Origin of the sequence: Streptomyces argenteolus, assembly GCF_042902585.1 — a bacterium.
GTDB classification, from domain to species: domain Bacteria; phylum Actinomycetota; class Actinomycetes; order Streptomycetales; family Streptomycetaceae; genus Streptomyces; species Streptomyces argenteolus.
On the sequence record NZ_JBIBEG010000004.1, the window covers coordinates 191,278 to 212,510 of the forward strand.

21 protein-coding genes and 1 pseudogene are annotated in these 21,233 nt (G+C 69.8%); 13 read left to right on the top strand and 9 right to left on the bottom strand.

Annotation, left to right across the window (positions count from 1 at the left end; translation table 11 throughout):
- Positions 1–240: 240 nt before the first annotated feature.
- Entirely contained in the window at positions 241–1,503 is a 1,263-nt protein-coding gene (locus ACFY8O_RS16830) for a DUF6357 family protein (protein ID WP_387902890.1), read from the bottom strand.
- A gap of 626 nt (positions 1,504–2,129) precedes the next feature.
- Here ACFY8O_RS16830 and ACFY8O_RS16835 point away from each other — a divergent pair.
- Together ACFY8O_RS16835 and ACFY8O_RS16840 are read left to right on the top strand one after the other, a co-directional pair.
- A complete protein-coding gene (locus ACFY8O_RS16835) occupies positions 2,130–3,275 on the top strand; it encodes an SMI1/KNR4 family protein (RefSeq protein WP_387902893.1) in 1,146 nt (381 codons plus the stop codon).
- Between the two features lie 1,274 nt (positions 3,276–4,549).
- Positions 4,550–4,957, top strand: coding sequence for an ATP-binding protein (locus ACFY8O_RS16840; RefSeq protein ID WP_387902896.1), 408 nt, complete (start codon positions 4,550–4,552; stop codon positions 4,955–4,957).
- Positions 4,958–5,201: 244 nt separating this feature from the next.
- Here ACFY8O_RS16840 and ACFY8O_RS16845 read toward each other — a convergent pair whose 3' ends face one another.
- The gene (locus tag ACFY8O_RS16845) at positions 5,202–5,537 is read right to left on the bottom strand and encodes an STAS domain-containing protein (RefSeq protein ID WP_387902899.1); all 336 of its coding nucleotides are present in this window, start codon (positions 5,535–5,537) and stop codon (positions 5,202–5,204) included.
- Between the two features lie 309 nt (positions 5,538–5,846).
- On the opposite strand from ACFY8O_RS16845, the gene ACFY8O_RS16850 reads away from it, so the two are divergent.
- The 4 genes from ACFY8O_RS16850 (at position 5,847) to ACFY8O_RS16865 (ending at position 9,348) form a co-directional block, all read left to right on the top strand.
- The gene (locus ACFY8O_RS16850) at positions 5,847–6,800 is read left to right on the top strand and encodes a helix-turn-helix transcriptional regulator (RefSeq protein ID WP_387902901.1); all 954 of its coding nucleotides are present in this window, start codon (positions 5,847–5,849) and stop codon (positions 6,798–6,800) included.
- A gap of 575 nt (positions 6,801–7,375) precedes the next feature.
- Positions 7,376–7,789, top strand: a complete 414-nt coding sequence (locus ACFY8O_RS16855; RefSeq protein WP_145807599.1) for a phage holin family protein — start codon at positions 7,376–7,378, stop codon at positions 7,787–7,789.
- The gene (locus tag ACFY8O_RS16860) at positions 7,786–8,313 is read left to right on the top strand and encodes a DUF3618 domain-containing protein (RefSeq protein WP_387902905.1); all 528 of its coding nucleotides are present in this window, start codon (positions 7,786–7,788) and stop codon (positions 8,311–8,313) included. The genes ACFY8O_RS16855 and ACFY8O_RS16860 overlap by 4 nt, the downstream gene beginning before the upstream one ends.
- 288 nt (positions 8,314–8,601) lie before the next feature.
- Entirely contained in the window at positions 8,602–9,348 is a 747-nt protein-coding gene (locus ACFY8O_RS16865; protein WP_387902907.1) for a VWA domain-containing protein, read from the top strand.
- Positions 9,349–9,746: 398 nt separating this feature from the next.
- Here the strand turns inward: ACFY8O_RS16865 and ACFY8O_RS16870 are convergent, their stop codons facing one another.
- The 3 genes from ACFY8O_RS16870 to ACFY8O_RS16880 form a co-directional block, all read right to left on the bottom strand.
- Complete coding sequence (locus ACFY8O_RS16870) at positions 9,747–10,955, bottom strand: RNA polymerase sigma factor (RefSeq protein WP_387903706.1); 1,209 nt, start codon at positions 10,953–10,955, stop codon at positions 9,747–9,749.
- Positions 10,956–10,972: 17 nt separating this feature from the next.
- Positions 10,973–11,674, bottom strand: coding sequence for a YciI family protein (locus ACFY8O_RS16875; RefSeq protein ID WP_387902910.1), 702 nt, complete (start codon positions 11,672–11,674; stop codon positions 10,973–10,975).
- Positions 11,675–11,945: 271 nt separating this feature from the next.
- Positions 11,946–12,338, bottom strand: coding sequence for a hypothetical protein (locus ACFY8O_RS16880; protein WP_387902912.1), 393 nt, complete (start codon positions 12,336–12,338; stop codon positions 11,946–11,948).
- 404 nt (positions 12,339–12,742) lie between these two features.
- On the opposite strand from ACFY8O_RS16880, the gene ACFY8O_RS16885 reads away from it, so the two are divergent.
- On the top strand, positions 12,743–13,330 hold the full coding sequence (locus ACFY8O_RS16885) for an Imm21 family immunity protein (RefSeq protein ID WP_387902914.1): 588 nt from the start codon (positions 12,743–12,745) through the stop codon (positions 13,328–13,330).
- A gap of 213 nt (positions 13,331–13,543) precedes the next feature.
- Here ACFY8O_RS16885 and ACFY8O_RS16890 read toward each other — a convergent pair whose 3' ends face one another.
- Together ACFY8O_RS16890 and ACFY8O_RS16895 are read right to left on the bottom strand one after the other, a co-directional pair.
- Positions 13,544–14,119: a GNAT family N-acetyltransferase gene (locus tag ACFY8O_RS16890; protein WP_387902916.1), complete on the bottom strand. Its 576-nt coding sequence runs from the start codon at positions 14,117–14,119 to the stop codon at positions 13,544–13,546.
- A 229-nt stretch (positions 14,120–14,348) separates the two neighbouring features.
- Positions 14,349–14,714 (bottom strand): annotated as a pseudogene (locus ACFY8O_RS16895) (DUF6193 family natural product biosynthesis protein); the annotation flags it as partial.
- Positions 14,715–14,973: 259 nt separating this feature from the next.
- Between ACFY8O_RS16895 and ACFY8O_RS16900 the strand changes: the two are divergent.
- Positions 14,974–15,585, top strand: coding sequence for a Dps family protein (locus tag ACFY8O_RS16900; protein ID WP_387903709.1), 612 nt, complete (start codon positions 14,974–14,976; stop codon positions 15,583–15,585).
- A gap of 470 nt (positions 15,586–16,055) precedes the next feature.
- On the opposite strand, the gene ACFY8O_RS16905 is transcribed toward ACFY8O_RS16900, so the two are convergent.
- Positions 16,056–16,727, bottom strand: a complete 672-nt coding sequence (locus tag ACFY8O_RS16905; RefSeq protein ID WP_387902918.1) for an enoyl-CoA hydratase-related protein — start codon at positions 16,725–16,727, stop codon at positions 16,056–16,058.
- A 603-nt stretch (positions 16,728–17,330) separates the two neighbouring features.
- Here ACFY8O_RS16905 and ACFY8O_RS16910 point away from each other — a divergent pair.
- The 4 genes from ACFY8O_RS16910 to ACFY8O_RS16925 all read left to right on the top strand — a co-directional run bounded on the left by ACFY8O_RS16910 (position 17,331) and on the right by ACFY8O_RS16925 (position 19,710).
- The gene (locus ACFY8O_RS16910) at positions 17,331–17,786 is read left to right on the top strand and encodes a DUF6228 family protein (RefSeq protein ID WP_387902921.1); all 456 of its coding nucleotides are present in this window, start codon (positions 17,331–17,333) and stop codon (positions 17,784–17,786) included.
- 77 nt (positions 17,787–17,863) lie between these two features.
- Positions 17,864–18,223, top strand: a complete 360-nt coding sequence (locus ACFY8O_RS16915) for a hypothetical protein (RefSeq protein ID WP_387902924.1) — start codon at positions 17,864–17,866, stop codon at positions 18,221–18,223.
- 100 nt (positions 18,224–18,323) lie between these two features.
- Complete coding sequence (locus tag ACFY8O_RS16920) at positions 18,324–19,271, top strand: aminoglycoside phosphotransferase family protein (RefSeq protein WP_387902927.1); 948 nt, start codon at positions 18,324–18,326, stop codon at positions 19,269–19,271.
- A 43-nt stretch (positions 19,272–19,314) separates the two neighbouring features.
- Complete coding sequence (locus ACFY8O_RS16925; RefSeq protein WP_387902929.1) at positions 19,315–19,710, top strand: hypothetical protein; 396 nt, start codon at positions 19,315–19,317, stop codon at positions 19,708–19,710.
- A gap of 394 nt (positions 19,711–20,104) precedes the next feature.
- Here the strand turns inward: ACFY8O_RS16925 and ACFY8O_RS16930 are convergent, their stop codons facing one another.
- Positions 20,105–20,551, bottom strand: a complete 447-nt coding sequence (locus ACFY8O_RS16930) for an anthrone oxygenase family protein (protein WP_145807290.1) — start codon at positions 20,549–20,551, stop codon at positions 20,105–20,107.
- A gap of 91 nt (positions 20,552–20,642) precedes the next feature.
- On the opposite strand from ACFY8O_RS16930, the gene ACFY8O_RS16935 reads away from it, so the two are divergent.
- Complete coding sequence (locus ACFY8O_RS16935; protein ID WP_145807292.1) at positions 20,643–21,221, top strand: TetR/AcrR family transcriptional regulator; 579 nt, start codon at positions 20,643–20,645, stop codon at positions 21,219–21,221.
- The last annotated feature ends 12 nt before the right edge of the window (positions 21,222–21,233 follow it).

A 21,233-nucleotide genomic window follows, 5' to 3' on the forward strand; every position in this document is an offset into this window, starting at 1 on the left:
CGAGGTAGGGCTGTCCCCCACGCCACCGGGCTCAGCGCGTGGCCGCGCGCACCGACGGGGACCTCCATGCCCTTGCGGCAGTTCCGCCGCGCCAGGCGGGCGCACCAGGCGATGACAGGCCTCGATGATGTCGAGCCGCTTGCCGATCACGAGGTGGTGGCCGTCGCGGCCCAGCACCGCGCCCAGGAGCACCGGCGCGGCGCTCAGCGTGCCCGGCACCACCGCCCCGCTCCCCTCCGGCTACTGCGCGGCGCGCCGCCTACGCGCGCGCTCGAGTTCAGCGGCATCCGACATCCAGGAGCCGTGCTCGTCGAGTGCTGCGCAGCCGCCCCGGACGAAGGCGCTCACCAGCTTGCGGTACCCGCTGATCCCGTCGACCAGGCTGTACTCGACGTAGTACTCGGGATCTGCGCCACCTTCCCCCTCCCGCGCCGTCGTGATCCGGGCGATGGAGTCCGCGTAGAAGTGGAGCTGGATCCCTTCGCCCCTCTCCTCGTCCTCGATGGTGAACACCTCGTTGTCCCCGGCCGAGCGGTCGCCGACGAATTCCCAGAACTCCACGCCGGCAGTACGGGGATGGTCGAGGCGCCACTTCTTCTCGACCCCTTTGTCGTCGGTGAACGACAGGATCGTCTTCCTCGCGCCCTCGCCGAGGTCGGCACCGTCGCCGGCAGTCTCCTCGTCATCCTCCATGGGTGTGTTCCTGGAGCGGTCCGCAGCCTCTGAACACATCAGAAAGCTCACGGTACGGATCGCGTCATCGACGAGCTGGGGGTGCGCCTCGCGCACGGCCGCGTCCACCGCCGCCGCCATCCCGTCCCAATCACGCTTGTCCGTGGCACGCTTACCTCGTCGCGGGTCGCGGCCGATCCGCATCCCGGCGCACGCCTGCTCGGCGGTGGCGATCACCCGCATGACCTCGGGCAGCAGCGCGCGATCGACGGCATCGGGTATGCGCCGGGGAACGGTCGCACCGTGCAGGTACTGGCCCGTGTACCGCAGGATCGCTGCGTCGAGTGGACCGAGCACGGCTCCTCGCTCGGCGCGACGGCGGTCGGCGAAGTACTCCTGCGCCCGAGTCCCGTCCGGCGTCTCCGTCGCAGCGCGCATCGCCGCGCAGACCTGACCGCGCTCGAGCAGAGCGATGTCCGCTCCGTGGGTGATGAGCCGGCCCCTGTCCCACCGAATGCCCTGGAACAGGGAATCGACGTCCGCAGGCGCGGAGAGCAGGATCGGGTCCAGCAGCGCGACGGCAGCCCTCTCGTCGAGACCGCCCCGGGTGCCGGCGTCGTCGCACAGCGGGAGGACCGCACTCCACAGCAGCAGGTGTCGCGCCAGGTCCTCTCGGATCACCGCAAAATGATCTTCGTTGATCGGGAACGTGAACGTGCGGGGCGCATGAGATGCGACCGCCCCGGCACCGAGCATCAGCTTCAGCGCACCGTCCTCACGGATCACGTTCGGGATCCAGCCGCTCCGGCGGGTGAAAACGATGTCTCTCATGGACTCAGTCTTTCCCATCCGAGGAGAATGGCGATCACTGCCCCACGCGTGAGGCACCCCGCGACGCACCGCGAGGGGGGTGCTGGAGGCCTCCGAAGACGAGGCCGTCGCGGGGGCACCTTGCCTGTCTGCGCTCGAGACGGTCGCCGTACGGCCGTTGACGTCGAGGTGGCACCCGCCGGAGCCCGGCTGTCGTAGCCGTCGGCGGACGGTCGCCGCGCGGGAGCCGGCTGCCCTCCTGAGGCGGCAGGCGCTACGGGGACACCGCGCCGTAGTGGCGGGTGACCATGGCGGGAGGCGCCCTCGGAAGCGCCTTGCTCTCTCGATCGTTCCACGCCGCGCGGCTGCCGTCCTGCGAAGCGGGGCACCGCCCAGGACGCTGCGCGGCGTGCCGAAGAAGTTCGCCCCGAGAGGCTCGAGTTCCGTCGAGCAGCAGGGTGCCTCGATCACGCATCCGGCGGCGTGTGGCCGGAGGGCCCAGTCGGTTCGTCGGTTCCGCCCTGCCCCGGCAACACTGCGAGCGGGAGATGGGCGTACGCGGACGGTGCAGCCTGAACTCGCCATGGCGGGCAGGGGCGGTGAGTGACGATCAAGTTGTTGTCAGTGGCGGCCACTAGGGTCGCCCTATGACGGTAGACCTGGTCCAGGCCTCATGGACTCGTATCGACGCGTGGCTACGCGAGCACGCTCCCCGCACGTTCGCCACGCTTCGGCCGCCTGCGGGCCACGAGGAGATCGCGGAAGCGCAAGAGGAACTGGGGGTCCCTTTTCCTCCCGACCTGGTCGCTTCACTCTCCTGGCACAACGGGGCGCTGGAAGGGCCTGAGGCTTTCCGGTTCAGCTCCGGCGACCGCCTGCTCGGCGTGAGCGGGATCCTCGCGGATACCGGGTTCATGCGCGGCATCGCCCAAGACCTCGACGGGGAGGCCGAGGACTACTGGCTCCGCGGCTACGTGAAGTTCGGTTCTTACGACGTGACGTCGGACGGTCTCCTCATGGATTGCCGTACGGGGCGGGACTCCTTCGGTGCGATAGGACGGTTCTTCGACGAGACCGGCACCCGTTTCGGGGAGGCCGACTCGCTGGGTGCATATCTGGCCGAACTGGCCGACAGGCTCGAGCGCGGCGCGGAGGCTGGTGTCGTCACGTTCAACGGCCGGCTGTTCTGGGAGGGGCCTCTGCCTGCCTGGCCGGAGTACGGTGCTGACGAACCCCTCCCCGCCCCGGATGAACGGCTGCCGGAGCTGGACCTGTCCCCCAGCCCCACCGACCCCCTCCACGTGAGCCATCTGGACGGGCATGAGGAACTCGGTGCCCTGATCGCGATCCTGCCGTATGAGCAGGTGGTGGAGGCCGCTCGGAAGCAGCTGCGCAGACTGGCTGTCGAATCGGGCCTGAGCACCTATCCGGAGGTCGAGACAGCCCTGGACGCGTGGGAGCGCGGTGTTGCCCCACCACGGCCGGACGCGACAGACCCGCTCGCTCTGAGACTCCGCGCGGTGCTCGCGCAGGCCGATGCCGGCCGGGACAGCGCGCGCAGGTGGGCCGCGGAGAAGATTGCGCTCGGGATCTGGGGATCCCCCTACAGATCCGTGTGCGAGAGTGCAGAGTTGCGCAGCCACTTCACTCTCGACTGGCGTGCGGATCTGCATGCGGACCTGGGCAGTTCCCCACTGCCACCGATACCTGACGATCGATTCTGGGGGGCCTTGCGCAATCCCGCCATCGACTCCAGTTGGTACGCAGCTCAGTACTCTCCAGATCAGGACTGATCCCAGGGGCGCCGGTTCCGCGTGGGCGCTTCATGCGGCGGCCGGCGCCAGCTGAAGCGCCCGGTCACAGTGAGGGATCATCAAGCGCGACGAGCGAGGCCTCCGGCCTGTTGAGCGGAGGCCGGACGCTGCACTCACATGCTTCGGAGGACTCGTTGATCCTTCGTCCTGCCGCGCTCGTACGTAACTCACCACCTGCTGATCGTCATTCGTGGGGAAGCCACCGTGGACGTTCCGTTCGTCCCAGCGCGCGCTGGGGGCACGGCGAACCTGCGCGAGCACACCATCCGGCCGAAGATCGCAGCCCGTACGGAATCAGCGAGTCTGGTGCGGACGCCTGTCCCCCACGAGGTCGTCGATCCGCTCGCCGACCAGGCGCCGGGCCCGCTGAACCAGACGTACCTGGTCGCCCCCCGCGTCAGGCTCGTACCCATCCACATACTCCGAATCGGCGTAGCGAGCTGACGTCCTGGCGGATCTTCCACAGGCCGCGACAGAACGCGGGCCCCCGGACGTCAATCGCCCAGGCTTATCTCACGCTGCGCAGCAAACGGAAATCTCAGTGACCTGTTTTCTCACGCCCCAACCGGAACGAGCACTGAAAGAGGAGTCCGCCGCGAGCCCGGCTGGGTCACAGATGAGCGTCGAGACACCAAAGAAGGCGACATGGTCCGGCGCGATCGGCCCAGGCGCGCGCGTCGAAGTAAGAAGGAACATCGCACGGGAGTGATCCAGCGCAAATATGCGCATCGCGCATTTCCTTCCGAAGAAATACAGCAGAACCCTCGCCTGCTGACGCCATGGAATTCAAAGCCCCTTCTGCGGTCACCGACGACCACCGCACTCGTACAATCCGCACGTCCGCCGGCACGCGTGGGGAGCGCGTCAGCGGGGGCTCGACTCTCCTGAACCTGCCGTGCGCGCAGCCTGGGTCGAGTGGCCGGACCTCCATGAGCAGAGAGGTCCTCACCGGCGTCACCCGCTGTGTCCCGCCACCCACCGCGACGTGCTGCCCGGCGCGCACCGAAGCTGCTGCCGCGCGCGCACGAGGCATGCGCGCACAGGGCGAGGGACGGGCGAAGGCCGGAAAACAGAGCGGGAGGACCGCTCCGACGCGGCCGATCCCGGGGAAACATCGGCATCGCCGTCCCCTCTGCCGCACCAGTTGCACAGGGGTCGTGTTCCCGGACCGGCTGCCGATCTGTGTAAGCCCCGGATTGGCGGGCAGATGGGGACGACAAGAGACGTTGCAGCAGATAGGCGGTGATGGCAGCGTGAGCGAAGAGCTTGCAAAGGTTCTCGTTGTCGGCCTCCCGACGAGTCCAGCTGCTGCCCGCGAGCATGTCGACGCACTGCTCCACGCACAGTTGGTTCCCGGCAGTGAGGGAACTCGAGACGACATCGTGTGGGCCGATGCCCTGTTGGTGACCTCCGAACTGGTGACAAACGCGTTCCGGCACGGCGGAGGTCTCACGGGGTTCTCCGCGCGCATCCAAGGTGACGAACTCTTGCTGGCGGTCGCGGACGGAAGCCCCGACTTTCCTGTGAATCGACGGCAGCCTCCGGACCAGTACACCGTGGGCGGTTACGGGTGGCCCATGGTCAACCGTCTGACGAAAAGCCTGTCCGTGACATCGACTGCTTCCGGAAAATGCATCGAGGCTGTTGTGCATCTCGTATGAGGTGGCTTCGCGCAGCTGAATACGAGGCCGACCGGTCATCGAATTCGACCGGTCGCCCCCCTCGTGGACGGATCTCACGCTGACGAACCACGGCGCACCAGCGGCCGTGGCGGCCCCGAGGAAATCGTGACGGGGAATCCATACTCCGGGATTCGGTGCATACATACCGGAATACTGCGCGGCCATCGGCCAGCGGGCATGAGGCCTGCACGGGAGACACTCCATGAGGTCGGGCGAGAGAGGTTCACGCGACGCCGAAGCGGCCGGAGTTCTCCGTGGCGTCGAGCAGACGGCACACGGCCAAGGACGGTGCGGCCAGGACGACGCGCGTGCCGTCGGTGTCTGTGCCGAGCAGCGCACGCAAGAAGGCGATGTCCGCAAAGGTGACGGCGGAACAATCGATCACGATGCGGGAAGCCTGCGCCTGGCACGCCTGGTCAAGGGCCTGTTCCAGGAGGCTGGTGGTGGCGGCGTCGAACGCTCCGTGCGCTTTCAGCACCCATTGGTCGTTGCGCAGGTCCTGATACGCCGTGAGCTCGGCCTCCCCACGGTTGCGCCGGCCTGAGTGAGCTGTGAGCACTGCAGACCTCTCTCGATGTGTAGACGACACGGTCGGCCTGCTGCGGTAGGCCGCTCGACGCGACGAATGCCCTCCTCCTCTACCTGCACACCCTGATGTCCGCACTTCACAGCCTGTATTTCGCGGCAGGGGCTACGGTGCTTCGTTTTCTGACCTTTCCGGAGCGCCCGCCCCTGCGCCGGACCAAGCTCGGCGGAGCGCTGACCACCAGGTTCAGTGCTTCCACGACGTCCATGAGCACGTCCGCGAAATGGGTCGTCGTACGATGTGGCAGGACTGCCGCGCCGGAGCGCGCATGGAGAGGTAAGGATGCAGACGGAGCGTTTCGACAGCAGTAGCCTGGAGGCGACGGAGGAGTTCTTGTCGCGGGCCTATACGCCGATGCGTATCGGCGGTCAGCCCAACGACACGCACACGCGCATTGTTCGCAACGCTGCCGAAGGCCTCATCGTCGACCGTCTCGCTTTCGGCTACACGATGTCCTACACCGCGAATCCTCTGGGCTTGGTCTGCCTGATCACTGTGCACAGCGGCACCATGGTCGACACCACCGATGGCCGCTCCGACGTCTACGGCCCAGGGGAAACCTTCCTCATCGCCCCTCCCGACCGTCCCTACACAGGCGCGCTGCACTCGGCGCGCTACACCATCACCATGTTCGACCCGACGGTGCTCGGCACGGCGGCAGCCGTCGGCTCTCATGCTGCCCCAGGGCCCGTCCGGCTCACCGGTCAGCGCGCACTCGACGGGGGCGCCAACCGTCGCCTGGGCAGCACCATAGCCTTCCTCCGCGACCAGGTCCTGACAGGACCCCCAGCCCCGGACCCTCTGGTCGTCGCCACGGCCACCCAGCACCTGGCCGCTGTCGCCCTGGCGGCCTTCCCGAGCACCACGCAGCAGGAGGAACTCCACCGCATCGACAGCCGTGACGCGCACACCGACACCTTGCACCGGGCACGAACCTTCATCGAAGAGAACGCCCACCGCGCCATCGGCCTGTCCGACATCGCCGCTGCCGCGTTCGTCACCCCACGCGCGGTGCAGTACGCCTTCAACCGCCACACTGACACGAGCCCGCTCGGCTACCTGCGCCACGTGCGCCTCACCCGTGCGCACCACGAGCTGAAGACCGCCGATCCCTCCACGTCCAGCGTGACGCAGATCGCCGCCCGTTGGGGCTTTGCCCATGTCGGACGCTTCGCAGCCGCCTATCGCCAGTTGTACGGCACGACGCCTGCCACAACCCTTCGCACACGCGGCTAGGGGACGAAGGTCCACTCCTGGCCGCTACGGTGCTGAGCCCCTGGCACGGGGGCCGTTGATCGCGGACGGATTCGTGCGTGTACACGTCGGGCTCGGGTCAGCTCACCCCTTCCCTTACGGACCTCGACGGCGAACGGCTCCTGCGTCAACGGCCCGGAAGGTGCCTTCTGGACAGCCGGACAACGCTTCGGCGCGAGCACAGGAAGACGAACCAGGGGTCAGTGGCTTCCTCCACGCCGATACCCGCCCCTGGGTCGCACACCGAACACGAAGAGGACACACGTCGGCAGCGCCGCGACGTTCCGGCGACCCCCCTCTGTCCCTGAAGGGCCCGGACCAGAGCGCTGACCGGACCCGAAGGGGAGCAGAGCCAGAGGCAGCGGGACGTCCGTGGGCGTGACACGGGGCTCGCGTCGGCGCTGCACCCGTCCGCGGGATGGATGGGGACGCGATTGCCGGGTAGCCGGGCGACGACGGCACACACACGGAAAGGGATCCCGTGCTGTGGCCGACCTCCACCGAGGAGTCGGCCCTTCACGATGGGGACCACCGGAGGAAGGCAAGGTGACCTCACCATGAGCACGCCAAGGGAACAGTCGCGCGCCGACAGCGAAGACGTGGGCGCGCTGGTGTCGCGCGCCTCGCAGCAGATCTCGGAGCTGGTCCGCGAGGAAATGCAGTTGGCACGTTCGGAGATGGCGCAGAAGGGCAAGCGCTACGGAAAGGGCGGCGGCCTTTTCGGCGCGGCGGGCTTCGTCGCCATCCTGGCGGCCCAGACCTTGGTGGCGGCCTGCATCGCCGCACTCTCGCTGGCCCTCCCCGTGTGGGCAGCCGCCCTCATCGTCACGGCGGTGCTGGCGGCGGTGGCGACAGTCTCCGCCCTTACCGGGAAGAAGCAGATCACCCGGGCCGGCTCGCCCGCCCCCGAACAGACCGTCGACAGCGTCAAGGCCGATCTGGCTGAGATCAAGGAGAAGGCACACCGATGAACGACGAACCGCACGACAAGATCGGTACACCCACCCCCGAGGAACTGCGCGAGCAAGTCGAGCAGACGCGCGACGAACTCGGCAAGACCGTGGAGGCACTGGCCGCCAAGGCCGACATCAAGGCGCGGGCGAAGGAGAAGGCCGCCTCAGCGAAGGAACAGGCCACGGAGAAGACCACCGCGATGAAGGAACAGGCGACCGAGAAGGCGGCCACGGTGAAGGAACAGGCGGCAGGCAAGGCTGCGTCGGCCAGTGGGCAGATCCGCGAGAAGACGGAGCAGGCCGCACAACTGGTGCAGGACAAGACCCCGGACGCCGTGCTGGAGAAGACGACGCAGGCCGCTGCGCAGGTGCGCGCGGGCGCGGCCCGAGCGGGACAGTACGTAGCGGACAAGACACCCGACCCCCTGCTCGAAAAGGCGGGCCAGGCCGCGACGACCGCACGCGCCAACCGCACCCCCCTCCTGGCGGGCAGCGCACTGCTGATCGCCTTCCTTCTGATACGCCACGCACGTAACCGCTGAAGGGCACCCCGGCCCGCCTGACAGTCGGCCGGCCCGGCCGGAGCGCGGTCCGCGACCGATCGCGGAGCCACGTCCCAGCAGGCCGGAATGCTCGAACGTGACCGCACCGCCCCCGTCCCCCCGCCCCAGGACCGTCCGGTTCGATGGCCGTGCTCGGCCGTGCCGGCGGTCCTGGGGGGCAGACGTCCACGCGCGGCCGGGCACCGTGCGGGACCGGGCTGAGTGGCGACGGACCTCTCGTCAGGGGCCACCATGGAGAGGTGATCGACAGGGGGTCACCATGGAGAGGTGATCGAGTCGAACAGCAGCCGCCGCTCCCCCGCCATCAGTCTGTCCAAGCTCAGAGAGCAAGCCCCTGACCTGGTGAGTCTGTACAAGACGGCAGGAAGCAGCGTCCACGCCCACGGGTTGGACGGCGTGCGGGCAGCGGTCCACCTCGTACTGGATCGTTCCGGATCCATGCGCCCGTACTATCAAGACGGCACCGTCCAGCATCTGGCCGAGCAGGTACTTTCCCTGTCCGCGCATCTCGACGACGACGGCGTCGTCCCGGTCGTGCTCTTCTCCACCGACGTCGACGGTTCCGCCGATCTGACGCTCGGCCGACACCGGGGCCGGATCAACGAACTCCATGAAGATCTCGGCCACATGGGCCGCACGAACTACCACTGGGCGATGGACGAGGTCATCGACCACTACATCGCTTCCGGCAGTGACGTGCCCGCTCTGGTCGTCTTCCAGACCGACGGCGGACCCACCAGCAGGCTCGCCGCAGAGCGCTTCCTCTGCAAAGCGGCTCATCTCCCCCTGTTCTGGCAGTTCATCGGCTTCGGGGACCCCGACGACAACGAGTTCACGTTCCTGCGCAAACTGGACACCCTCGCTGTCCCGCGCCGCCGGATCGTCGACAACGCCGGGTTCTTCCACGCCGGCCGCACCCCGCGAACCACCGACGACGGCATCCTCTACGACCAGCTCCTGCGGGAGTTCCCCCGGTGGCTGGCCGCCGCACGCACCGCACGCATCCTGCGGTGAGGTCCTTGAGGGAGTTCGGGCCTGCCGCACGGGGGCCCTCGGTCGGCACCGCTCCGCGCGCGACCACGGTCGGGGGCGGACGGAACCGGCAGAGTAGTGCCCCGGCGGCCCGTCTCGGGGCTGAGGCGGCACACGGGGGCACGACACACGCCTACGCCTGAGCCCCTGAAGCCGCTGGCCTGCCACCGCTTCGGCACAGGTGTGGCCCTCGTCCGTCCTCCTCGTTCGTAGCCCCGGCTGACGGAACGTTCCGACAGCGAGGCAGGAGGAACTGGGCCACGCTGCCGCAGCCGACCCGCCCCTGGATTCCGAGGTCACCGACCGGCTGGTGACAGTGCGGGGACAGCGGGAGAGCATGTCCCACAGTGGCCGGGGCCCGCTGACAGCGGCCACCCGGATCAGCCCTGCAGCTCCAGCTCAGCGGCCCGCCGCCGGTACTCGCGGGCGACCGCCCCGTTCGGTGCGGTCGCCTCCGCCTCCCGGTACGCATGCGCCGCCTCGCGGGTACGGCCGAGGCGGCGCAGCGCGTCCGCGCAAACGGCGGACAGCGCGTGGTTCCCCGCCAACTGCTCGGCTGTGCAGAGGGAGTGGACGGCGTCCAGTTGTGCCTGCGGGCCGTCGCGCATCCCGACCGCGACCGCGCGGTTGAGCGCCACGACGGGGTTGGTACGCAGGGCGAGGAGGCGGTCGTACAGTGCCACGATCGTCCCCCAGTCGGTCGCGGCGGCGACAGGGGCCAGGGCGTGCTGTGCCGCGATTGCCGCCTGGAGCGCGTAGGGCCCCTCCTCGGTCGCCACCTCCTGGGCGAGGGCCACGCCCTCGTCGATCAGTCCCTGGTCCCATTGCGTCCGGCTCTGGCGTTCGAGCGTGACCAGCTCGCCGTGCGTGTCGATCCGGGCGGCGCGCCTCGAATGCTGGAGCAGAAGCAGCGCGAGCAGCCCTCGTGCTTCCGGCTCGTCCGGTGCCTCGGTGGCCACGAGCCGGGCGAGGCGGATGGCCTCTTCGGCGAGGGGGTCGCGGACGGTGCTGCCGTCGCTGGGTGTGTATCCCTCGGTGAAGACGAGGTAGATGACGGCGAGAACCCCGTCCAGCCGTTCGGCGCGTGCGCCGCGCGGCGGCACCCGGTAGGGGATGCCGGCTGCCGCGATCTTGCGTTTCGCACGCAGGATCCGCTGCGAGACGGTGTCCTCACCGACCAGGAAGGCGCGGGCGATCTCGCGCGTGGTGAGTCCGGCGACCGCGCGCAGGGTGAGCGCGACCCTGGATTCGAGGGGGAGCGCCGGGTGGCAGCACGTGAACACCAGCCGCAGCCTCTCGTCTCCAGGGGGCTCCGGTTCGCGGCCTGCCTCGATCGCGGCGACCTCTGCCAATTTGCCGCGCTCCGTCGTCCGGCGGCGCAACACGTCCAGCGCGCGGTGCCTCGCGGTGGTCACCAGCCATGCCCCCGGTCGGGTCGGTACGCCGTCCCGCTCCCAGGCCGGCAGGGCGCGGGCGAACGCCTCCTGTGCACAGTCCTCGGCCAACTCCCAGTCGCCGGTCAGGCGCACGATCGTGCCGAAGACGACGCCCCACTCGACGCGGTACGTCTCGGCGAGCACCGCCCGCACCTCTGCCGGCCCGGTCCTCACGAGAAGTCCGTCCGGAACTCGCGCAGCTCGGCGATACCTGACCGCGCCATGGGGCAGCGGGAGAGGTAGTCGATCGCTTCCTCCCATGCGCCGTCGATGAACGCGATCCCGGATACCCACTCCGGCACGTCGGTGTACCCACCGGCGCTGATCAGCAGTTCTCCTCCCCGGTGGCGTACGAGCGTGGCGTCCTCCACGGGCCGCAGGCGCTCACCCCCGAGGTACTGGCCGGAGGCGAGACCGTCGCGGACCCATGCGGCCACTGCTGCGGGACCAGGGGTGTGCGCCGGCGCGCTCGGATCCGTCCGGAAGATGCCCAGGAAGCGGGAGGCGGGCACGTCGCCCTCGTGCGGGACGCTCCCTGTACCGGGTCCGAGGGCGACCGGTTCGACCGGACGGATTTCGATGCGTCCGGCGGTGGCCATCGGGTGTGAGGCGGCGACCTCGATCGCTTCGTCGAGGTCGGCGGCCTCCAGGAGGTCGTACCCGGCGATCCATTCGGCCGTCTCGGCGAAGGGGCCGTCGGTGACCAGCACACGGTCCGCGCGGACGCGCACGGTCCTGGTCTCGGCAACGGGCGTGAGCGCCATCCCCTCCACACGGACGCCGCGTTCACTCCACTTCTCGGCCCATGCCCCCGGGTTCTCGTCGGTCGGTTCCCCGGCGGGGTCGGTGGCGACGAACAGTACGTACTTCATGACCGTTCTCCTTTCGAGCGTTTCTCCAGGACGACGAAGGGCGATCGCGTGATCCGACAGAGCGACGAAGGTTCCGTCGAAGAATTCTCCGTCCGGTCGTCCCGGCGGTGTCCGATCAGCGGCTTTTCGCCGGAGATGCCGCATGGCTTGTGCCCGGGGGCGGGTGGTGCGGCGGAGTCGCCCGGTCCTCGACGGGATGCTCGCCGGTCGCCCCGCCTCCCCGCAGTGGGCAAGAGGTCGTCGGTGCAGCAGTTGCTCGACCTGAGGCCGGTCATGCCGGAGGTCTCACCCATGGCGCCAGGTGTTCCCCTCCTGCGAGTTCTGCGCGCCAGTATCGGAAGACGGTTCCCCGGACGATGTCGAGCCGACCCGCCGCCACGAGACCGGAGGCGAGGTGCCGCCCGCCCGCATCGGCTTCGAAGGCGACCAGCACGGGCGGGGTCTCCCCGACCTGCCGGGCGACGAACCGGACCTCGTCGGCCGTCGGCTCGCGGAACACCGGATCCTGGAAGGCTGCTGGGCACGTGACGAAAGCCGGATCGCTGAAGACCAGTTCGAGACCATGGGCATACGAGAGGTCATGTCCGGCGCCCAGACGCAGTTGCCCGGGGTTCCAGGCGACGACGTCCCAGTCCCACCAGGACCCCTCGGGAAGCTCGATCACGGTCCGTTCCCCCGTCCGGCGCGGAGTCGTCGATCAGGGACCGCGAGGCCGGACTCGGCCAGCGCCGGAAGCCAGGCGTTCAGACACGCCTCCACCCACACGGCGTCCGTGCGTATCGGGAGTTCTTCCCGAAACGGTGTGCCGGTCGCGACGAAGGTCCAGTGCTTCGCCCCCTGACGCATGTGCTCGGCGTCGGGCTTGAACAGCAAACGGTGACTCACCGCTGCACCAGCGATTCCCTGACACGCACGACGTCCATCGCCCGCCCCCCTGCCCGACATCGAACACGCAGGAGGCTACAACGGTGGTGCACAGCCACGCTCGACGGCTCGGAGGCGTGGCGTAGCCACCGTCTCGCCGGTATCGGCGATCGTGCTGTCAGTGGTGGCGGGCACACTGGCGGCATGACCATCTCCTCGTCCACCGCCGCCGACGCACCTTCGACCTCTCCCGTGTGGGTGGAGTCGATGGGCGGGCCTCTGATCGTCGTTCCCGTCTCGGCGTTGGCCGCGTGGAGTGGGAGTGCGGAGACCGGGGTCGTTGCGGGAGACGGCACCGCTCCGGACGACTACGACCGGGCCTGCGCGGTGGATGATCTGGCCGGCGTCATAGCCGTCGGAGACGAGGGTGCGCAGGCACTCGTGCTGGCCGACGAGCCTGCCACCAGCTGTTTCCTGCCCGAACACCGAGTCTTCCTGAGGTGGCTCGCAGCTGACTCCGAAGCCGGCCTGAAGGCTGCGGCCTGCGCTGTACTGGCGGACGCAGAGACGCAGTGGGAGGACTGCGGCACATGGGTGTCCGACGGCCCGGCCACGCTCATGGACTCTGCTGAAGCGGGCATCGATCTGACGGTCGAGCATCCCCGCGGCGGTTTGCCCGCCCAGGCGCCGGTGCCGCTGCCCGCCGGCCGCTGGGCGGTGCGCGCCACCCACACCAAGGCGGACGAGGACAGCTGGGTCGGCCTCGTACAGCTTCTCCCCGTCGAGTCGTGAAAGGGGCGGGGCGGAGGACGGAGTTCGGCGCATACACACGTCGCGTGCAGGATGGCACAGGCATGCGCGTCGTACGCCGCCCGTCGTGCCTCCTCCCGACCGGCGGAGCGGAGCAAGCCGCAGCGGCACAGGAGGAGCAGCCCGGCCTGTTCATGGGCCTGGCGGTGCCGCGTGCGGCCCACGACGCGTCACCGTCGGGGCACAGCGGCCGATCTATCGGCGCAGGTCGAGCCGCATGAGAACGCGGGGGTGCCCGGCCAGTACCGAGGTGGTGTCGGCGGCGTGGACGAACCCTGCGCGCTCGAAGTTCTCGCGGATTCCGGCATAAGCCATCGTCGCGTCGACCTTGGCACCACCGTTGTCGAGCGGGTATGCCTCGATCGCCGGTGCCCCGTGGTCACGGGCGAACGCGACCGCTCCGGCGATCAGGGCGTGCGAGAGCCCTTTCTTGCGATGGCCGGGGCGTACACGGATGCACCACAGCGACCAGACCGGCAGGTCGTCGACGTGCGGGATCCTGCGGCTGCGCGCGAAGGAGGTGTCCGAGCGCGGCGCGACGGCGGCCCAGCCGACGGGCTCTTCGTCGTCGTAGGCGAGAACCCCCGGCGGGGGCTCCGCACGGCACAACTCGGCGACGTACTCCCCGCGGGCCGGGCCGCGGAGCTCGTTGTTGAGCGTGGACGGAATCCGGTAGCTCAGACACCAGCAGACATTGGCCCCAGGGGATTTCGGGCCGACCAGGGTACGGACATCCTCGAAGGCCGTGGCGGGCCGAACCGCGATGGTCATGGCACCACGATGCCACGTCGTGTCTTCGGGCACCGCGCGCACCCCGGCGACACGGCACGACCCGCGCGGAACTGCTCACGGTGTGCCCGTCGTCGAAGGGCCCCAGGGCTCGGGCGCAAGGTTCCCGGCCGTGACGGGGCCGAGGTCGGCCGCGAGTTCGGGCACGGCTGCGTACCGCTTCGTGCGCTGTGGCGAACCGGCCGAGGTCGTCGCCGATGATCCCGGTACCGACCCCGAAGGCGCCGTCGCTGCTCGCGGACAAGGAAGCTCCGGCCACGGTCAGTCGTGGCCGGGTGCTGGTCGCGCAGCGCAGCACCCGGTGACTCGTGAACGGGGAGAGGCTACGCAGCGCCGGCTCGGCGTGGGGCGTTTCGGCGAGGGACCGGGAGCCCGGCTGCCAGGCCGATTCCCGTTCCGCCACTTCCCGGCGCAGGTGCTGCCCTGCGGACTGCGTCAGGCAAGCCGAATCGTTGTCGGATACGTCGATTCGGCCGGTCAGGTGCGCGAGGCGGGCGATCCGGCGAATCTGCCCAGCGGCTTCCGCGTCGCACCAGGCCGGGCCGCTCCGGCGCCGTCGGCCGGGCACGGCTCTCACCTGCCATGAGGGCAGGGCCCCGGAACGAGTCCGCCCCGCGGATCGACCATTTCCGCTCGCGGGACCAGCCGGTGACCTCCAGCCCCGCCCTGGACTGCCGCAGGCAGACCTCCGGACAAGGGAAGGCGGGGGTACCAGGTGGTGTGCGGAGGCGCCCCGATGGTGGCCGATCGGCTCCGCCTGAGCACGAACGCGCCATACCTGTTACGGAAGCGGCAGAAGAGGGCAGAGGAACTGCGGAAATCCCGACAAAAGGAGCATCATGCCGTCCCCCACCCCGCGCTACACGATCCCTGGCCTCACGACGAAGAACGGCCAGCAGCTCGTCACCCTCCTGAGCGCCCGGCTGCACGCCCTCAACGACCTCGCGCTCACCTTGAAGCACATCCACTGGAACGTGGTGGGGCCCCACTTCATCGCCGTGCACGAGATGCTCGATCCGCAGACCTCCGCCGTGAGGGAGATGGCCGACGGCACCGCGGAGCGCATCTCCGCGCTCGGCGGTGTGCCGCAGGGCACCCCCGGCGTACTGGTGTCCGAGCGCACCTGGGAGGACTACAGCATCGGTCGCGCCGACGCCATCGCTCATCTCGGCGCCCTGGACCTCGTGTACACCGGCGTCATCAAGGACCACCGGTCAGCCGCCGACAAGGCCGGCTCCATCGATCCCGTCACCGAAGACCTCCTCGTCGAGCACCTGCGCTCCCTGGAGCAGTTCCAGTGGTTCGTCCGCGCGCACCTGGAGAGCACGGGCGGATCGCTCTCCACGGAGGGGACGGCGACCGAGGAGCAGGCCGCACGGGCCGCGTCGCCCGCGCGTAAGGCGGCTGCCAAGCGACCGGCCAAGAAGGCCAGCAGGTCCAAGAAGTGACCGCAGTGCACGCACGCGGGACAGGGACGAGCCACCGGGTACCGGCCCACAGACACCCCGACCGGTAGAGAGGCCACGTTCGTCCCTGCACCCCGCCATGAACGTCGCCCGTCGGACAGTCGCGCCCGCGCCCCTGCCGCCGTGGCCGTCGCGGGCACGGGAGGGCGGCATGTCCGAACGCCGGGCCGCTTCCCCCCTGAGGGGGAAGCCGGCGCTCAGCGCCTCGACCGCTTCTCCCCCGCCCTCCCCGCCACGACACACCGACACGGCCACCGGAGCACCCCGCTGTTCCCCGTGCGGGCACGCATGGGCGGCAACCGCGCCGGGCCCGCGCTGGCGCGGGCGCGGGCGCGGGCGCGGGCGCCGGCAGCTCGGACGGAGAAGCCTGTGACCTTCAGCGGGGTCACCCGACGATGAGCCGGAGCCCTTCCTCCGCCTCCGTCCCGGCGAGAGTCATCAGGGCGGGGGGATCAACCCAGAGGGGCGGTCGTGTCGCGCAGGAGGGCCAGGGCGGGGCCGTACATACGCGCCTTGACGGTGCCGAGGGTGTCACCGGCCTTGTCCACCTGGGCCTGGGCGAGCGCGACCGCCGCAGCCCGGACGGCGTCCTCGGCGACAGCCTGGTCGACGATGCCGGCGGCTTCGGCGTCACTGCCCCCGTATCGGTGGGCGGTGACCATGGCCCGGTGCGCGGTCTGCGGGGCGAGCCGGGCCTGGACGAGGGCGGACATGCCGGGGGTGAAGGGAATGTTGATGTCCACCTCCGGCAGGCACCAGAAGCCTCGGTCGGCACGCATCACACGGAAGTCGTGAGCCAGCGAGAACATCGCCCCGGCAGCGAAGGTGTGGCCCTGCAGAGCGGCAACGGTGATCACCGGCAGGGCCAGCAACCGCGCGAAGAGCTCCTGTACCGATACGACGTATTCCTGGTGCTGGTCGGCATGGGCGAACAGCCAGTCCAGGTCGAGACCGTTGGAGTAGAACTTCCCCGTCGCAGCGGTCACCAGGGCCCGCGGCCCCCCCGCCTTCTCCACTTCGTCCAGTGCCGCACCCACGGAGGCGACCCAGTCGGGGTGGAAACGGTTCTCACCGTCACCGAGATCGAGAACGAAGACGCTCTCCTGACGATCGAGCGTAGGCATACGAGCTCCCTCAAAGCGGGTGGATGGATGGGCAGGCGGGATCGGCGGGCGGGCGGAAGGCGGCGAGGGCTCTCGGACGACAGGGACCGATCGGGCGCCGGTGCGAAGTAGTGGGCAATCGATCCCCCGAACCTCTCGGTGCAGGGATACGGAGAGCCAGTCGTCGGGTCCTCACCACCGCGAGGGCTCATGCGGGCGCCACCCCAGCCGCTTCTCGCGAGGAGGGGGCAGACGGACACGCCGATCCCCTCCTCCGCACACCCGGTGGGCACCACCCACGTAAACTACCTACGGGTAACTTACGAGGCGGTGCACTGACCCCGCAAGACTTTCGCCTCAGCACTCCGAGGGCGCCCCTCCGTCAGCATCGGCACGACGGGACGGACGCGTGCGGTCGCCGGTTGCGTGGCAGTGCGTCGTGGTCGTCGGCACGCGCAGCACGGCATGCGTACGGTGCGGGCCGTGGCGGGACACGCGGGTGGCACCGCGCGCCGTGACTCCACCGCCTCGCCACCTCAGCCGTGCGGCATCTGGGCACATCGACGCTCCGTCGGCGACGAATTCAGGTGACGGCGCACGGGGTGCCGCCCTAGCGTTCCGCCCATGCGCCTTCCGTACGACGACCCTGAAGACCTTGCGGGTGTCACCATCCGCTGCCAGGACAATGCCTCGGTCGGCGTGACGTTCAGCAACCGGTTCGGGTTCGACGAGGACATCGTCCACTACGCCGTCGAGCTCCGTGCCCCGGGTCTGACCGCTCGCGTCGACGAGGTCGCCGCCTGGAGCTGGGACAGCGATCTCGTCCCGTTCCTGGCAGGGCTCGCCGCCGATTACCGCGGGTGGGACGGTGAAAGGAGCTGGCAGACCAGCGATCGGGACCTGGCTCTGTCGGCCGTCTTCCGGTCGGGCGGACACGTCGGTCTCACCTGGACCGTGCGGCCCTGGCCGAAGGCCGCCGCGGGCTGGAGCGCATTGGTGACCACCTGGCTGGAGGCCGGCGAGCAGATGGCCTCCCTGGTCGCCGACCTCCGGCACTTCCTCGCCGGGGAACAGCGGTGACATCCGCCTCCGCATCCCGGAGCAGGGCGCCCCCTGCGCGGCAGGCGCACATCCACTGCCTGCTAGCGTCGACGTCCGTGGACTTCACCTCCGGCACATCGGGCGGACCTCGCCTCGACGCCGCCGCGCTGGCACAGGCTGATCTCGGCACCAACATGTGGGGGTCCCTCACATCGGCGACCGAAGCCCAGCAGGTGGCCGAGGAGTTCCACGCCGCCGGGTGGAGCGTCCGCCGATCGAGCTGGACCACATTCGAAATCACGTGCGCATGCGCCGAGTTCGAGCTGATTCCTTCGGACCCCGTCCTGTTCAGCGGCTTCGTGGACCCTGACCGTATCGCTGTACTGCTGAGCGCACTGCGCGACATGGGCATGCGGTTCACCGTCGAGTTCGAAGACGGCGAGGGGCGGGAGCACGTCTTTCGAGGCGAGGCCTGAGGCCACCGGCTTCGATCGCGAGCCTGGTCGTGCGGGCTGCCGGGCATGAGCAGCAGCTCGGGTCCGGTGGTGTCGACGGGGAGACGCGTAGGGTGCCCGGATGACAACGATGCCGGAGGAGTTCGTGCAGAGCACCCTCGACCGCGAGGGGGAGGCCGGGGCGGCGTGGCTCGCCGAGCTGCCGGGCATCGTGGACGAGCTGCTGGGGCGCTGGGGGTGTGTGCCGGACGGGAAGGTCCTGCACGGGGGCGTCGGCGTCATCCTTCCGGTCCGTCGGGAAGCCGAAGGGCAGGCGGTGCTGAAGGTGTCGTTCCCGCACCCCGGCAACGTCCACGAGCCGGACGCGTTCGTCGCCTGGGGCGGGCGCGGCGCAGTGGTACTGCACGAGCGCGACGACGAACACTTCGCGATGGTGCTGGAGCGGGCACGGCCGTCGACCCTCGCGGAGGTCGAGGACGGCGACCAGGTGGTGACGGTCGCCGGGCGGCTGAGCCGCCGCCTGGCCATCCCCGCTCCGCCCGGGCTGCTCCGGCTGCGTGAGCGGGCCGACGCCTGGGAGCAACAGCTGTGCGAGGACACACGGGAGCTGACGCACACCCTGCCGCGTCAGGTGGTGGGCGCCGCCGTGGCGACCGTGCGGGAGCTGGGGCGGCCCCAGCCGGACACCGTCGTCCACGGCGACTTCCATGCCCGGAACATCCTGCGGGCAGATCGGGAGCCGTGGCTGGCCGTCGATCCCAAGGGTTACGTGGGAGATCCCGCGTATGACGGCGGCACCCTGCTGAAGTCCCGTGCGCCGGCGCTCCTGGAGGCGGATGATCTGGGCAAGGCTGTCCACCGCGTCCTGGACGTCTTCGCCGAGGCCGCGGAGCTCGATCGGGAGCGTGTCCGGCGATGGGCGCAGTTCCATGCCGTCCAGGCGGCGTTCTGGGGCCGGCGCCATGGTTTCCGGGTCGCGCGCGACGGTCCACGGCGGGTCCTGCTCACCGAGTTCGCCGAGCGCCTGGCGGAACTGCTGACCGGACGCTCCACGGGCTCGGGGTGCTGACCTGGATCGGGGGACGAACAGCCTCAGGTGCGAGCCTGACTGCGTGAACCCTCTCGGCGACGCACACCTGCGCACCTGGACGCTGCGCCTCATAACCCTCCTGTCGGCCGACCGTCCCGATCAGCTCGCCTGGCTGGGCGCGCGTGCGACGGAGACCGCGGACGTCGTCGAAGAGGTGGAACTGCTCTGCCGCGGCGCGGAAGGCCTCGCGGAGCGCGGCGTCTTCGCACCCGATGAGCTGAGGGAGCTGCGCAGCGTCGGCCGTCACCTCGGCGCGACCCAGGCGTCCTCGCACCACGGCCTCTGGGGCGAGGCCCTCACCACCGATCCGGCGTGGGACGACATACGGCCCCTCGCCCGTCAGTTCCTCCTCACCACACTGGGCGACTGGCAGCAGCCACTGCCGAAGCCGGCGCGTCCGCATGCGGGCGACCGCTGAGGGCCCGCGGTCCGCCCTCCTCTCTCCTGCCCGGCCGGACACCTCACGCAGCTTCCTCAGAGCTCAGCCCTCCGGAGGACTCGCCGCCTCCGCCCGGGGCACCAGGCGCACGTCAGCTCCGTCGCGGACCGGCACAACCTGCGGCCGTGACCGAGAACAGGCGGCCCTTCCGGACTTCGGCGGGCTGCCGCACCATCAAGAACTCCTGGCCGCTGCGGACCGGGCGCCCTCGCCGGGGCCGCGCCCCTGCCGGGTCGTTCGCGCTTTCTCCCCCGTGCCGACACCGACCGGCGCCGCACGGGCCTCTCCGAGGGTGTGCGATGGAGGCCGGCGCCCACCCTCTGGGCGGGTCGCCGCGCACCCGCCCCACCGGCACGATGCCGGCCCCGCGGGCTCAGCCGAGGGCGGCGACCAGCAGGGCGAAGGCGGCGATGAGGACGGCGACGCGGGCGTAGTGGAAGCGGTCCCAGCGGTTCATCTGCTGCTTCCAGTCGGCGGGCCGGTTCTCCGGGGTCCACGTCTTGCCCCGGTTGTTGATCGGGACGAGCAGCAGAATCGACATGATCACGCTGAGGGCCAGCAGCCCCCCGGCGGTGATGACGAGACCGGCGCCGTGGTGGTGCCGTCCGGCGACGGCCCAGATCCCTACGAGGACGAGCGAGGTGATGTACCAGACGGGCATGACGGCGCCGAGCATCCGGCCCCCGTGGGCGCGGCCGAGTTGACCACTGTCCTCGGGGAGTGCGTCGAGGATCGGGTTGATGACGAAGGCGACGGAGAACTCCACCCCCACCATCACGCCGACGGACACGGTGGTGAACACCTCAAGTGCGTTGAGCATGATGACCCCTCCTGTGATCTAGCGTCGCTAGATGATGAGTCAACGCTAGCCCTAATGCCGCTCGATTGTCTAGCAGTGCTAGGATCCATGTATGTCGGTACAGGAACGCAAGGAACGTGAACGGGCGGAGCGCGAGCGCCTCATCGTGGCGACCGCCCGTGAACTCGCCGAGCAGCAGGGCTGGGACGCGGTCACCACTCGCCGGCTCGCCGAGCGCATCGAGTACAGCCAGCCCGTCCTCTACAGCCACTTCCGCGGCAAGCGCGAGATCATCGGCGCCGTCGCCCTCCAGGGCGCCACCGAGCTGGCCGCCGCAGTGCGGGCCGCGACCGCCGCCGTGGACGGCCCGCGCGAGCGGGTCGCCGCCCTCGCGCGCTCCTACCTCACCTTCGCCGCACGCAACCCGGCGGTCTACGACGCCATCTTCCAGCTCGACGGCGGTCTGGCCTACGCGCAGGAGGACACCCCGGCACCCCTCAAGGACGCTTTCGCCGCGCTCATGGAGACCCTCGGCGAGGTGGCCGGGGACGGCGTCGCCCCGGGCCTGTTCACGGAGGTGTTCTGGGCATCGCTCCACGGGGTGGCGACCCTGACCCGGGCGGGCCGGCTGCCGCCGGAGGAATCCGAGCGCAGGACCGAGCTCCTGGTGGACCGGCTCGCCGTACTCTGAGGCGTCGCCCCT

Bases quoted from the DNA above. Each gene is read 5' to 3' on its own strand.
- ACFY8O_RS16875 (WP_387902910.1), bottom strand. From the start codon at position 11,674: ATGAAGTACGTACTGTTCGTCGCCACCGACCCCGCCGGGGAACCGACC.
- ACFY8O_RS16890 (WP_387902916.1), bottom strand. From the start codon at position 14,119: ATGACCATCGCGGTTCGGCCCGCCACGGCCTTCGAGGATGTCCGTACC.
- ACFY8O_RS16850 (WP_387902901.1), top strand. From the start codon at position 5,847: ATGCAGACGGAGCGTTTCGACAGCAGTAGCCTGGAGGCGACGGAGGAG.
- ACFY8O_RS16920 (WP_387902927.1), top strand. From the start codon at position 18,324: ATGACAACGATGCCGGAGGAGTTCGTGCAGAGCACCCTCGACCGCGAG.
- ACFY8O_RS16855 (WP_145807599.1), top strand. From the start codon at position 7,376: ATGAGCACGCCAAGGGAACAGTCGCGCGCCGACAGCGAAGACGTGGGC.
- ACFY8O_RS16860 (WP_387902905.1), top strand. From the start codon at position 7,786: ATGAACGACGAACCGCACGACAAGATCGGTACACCCACCCCCGAGGAA.
- ACFY8O_RS16830 (WP_387902890.1), bottom strand. From the start codon at position 1,503: ATGAGAGACATCGTTTTCACCCGCCGGAGCGGCTGGATCCCGAACGTG.
- ACFY8O_RS16885 (WP_387902914.1), top strand. From the start codon at position 12,743: ATGACCATCTCCTCGTCCACCGCCGCCGACGCACCTTCGACCTCTCCC.
- ACFY8O_RS16905 (WP_387902918.1), bottom strand. From the start codon at position 16,727: ATGCCTACGCTCGATCGTCAGGAGAGCGTCTTCGTTCTCGATCTCGGT.
- ACFY8O_RS16910 (WP_387902921.1), top strand. From the start codon at position 17,331: ATGCGCCTTCCGTACGACGACCCTGAAGACCTTGCGGGTGTCACCATC.
- ACFY8O_RS16930 (WP_145807290.1), bottom strand. From the start codon at position 20,551: ATGCTCAACGCACTTGAGGTGTTCACCACCGTGTCCGTCGGCGTGATG.
- ACFY8O_RS16935 (WP_145807292.1), top strand. From the start codon at position 20,643: ATGTCGGTACAGGAACGCAAGGAACGTGAACGGGCGGAGCGCGAGCGC.
- ACFY8O_RS16835 (WP_387902893.1), top strand. From the start codon at position 2,130: ATGACGGTAGACCTGGTCCAGGCCTCATGGACTCGTATCGACGCGTGG.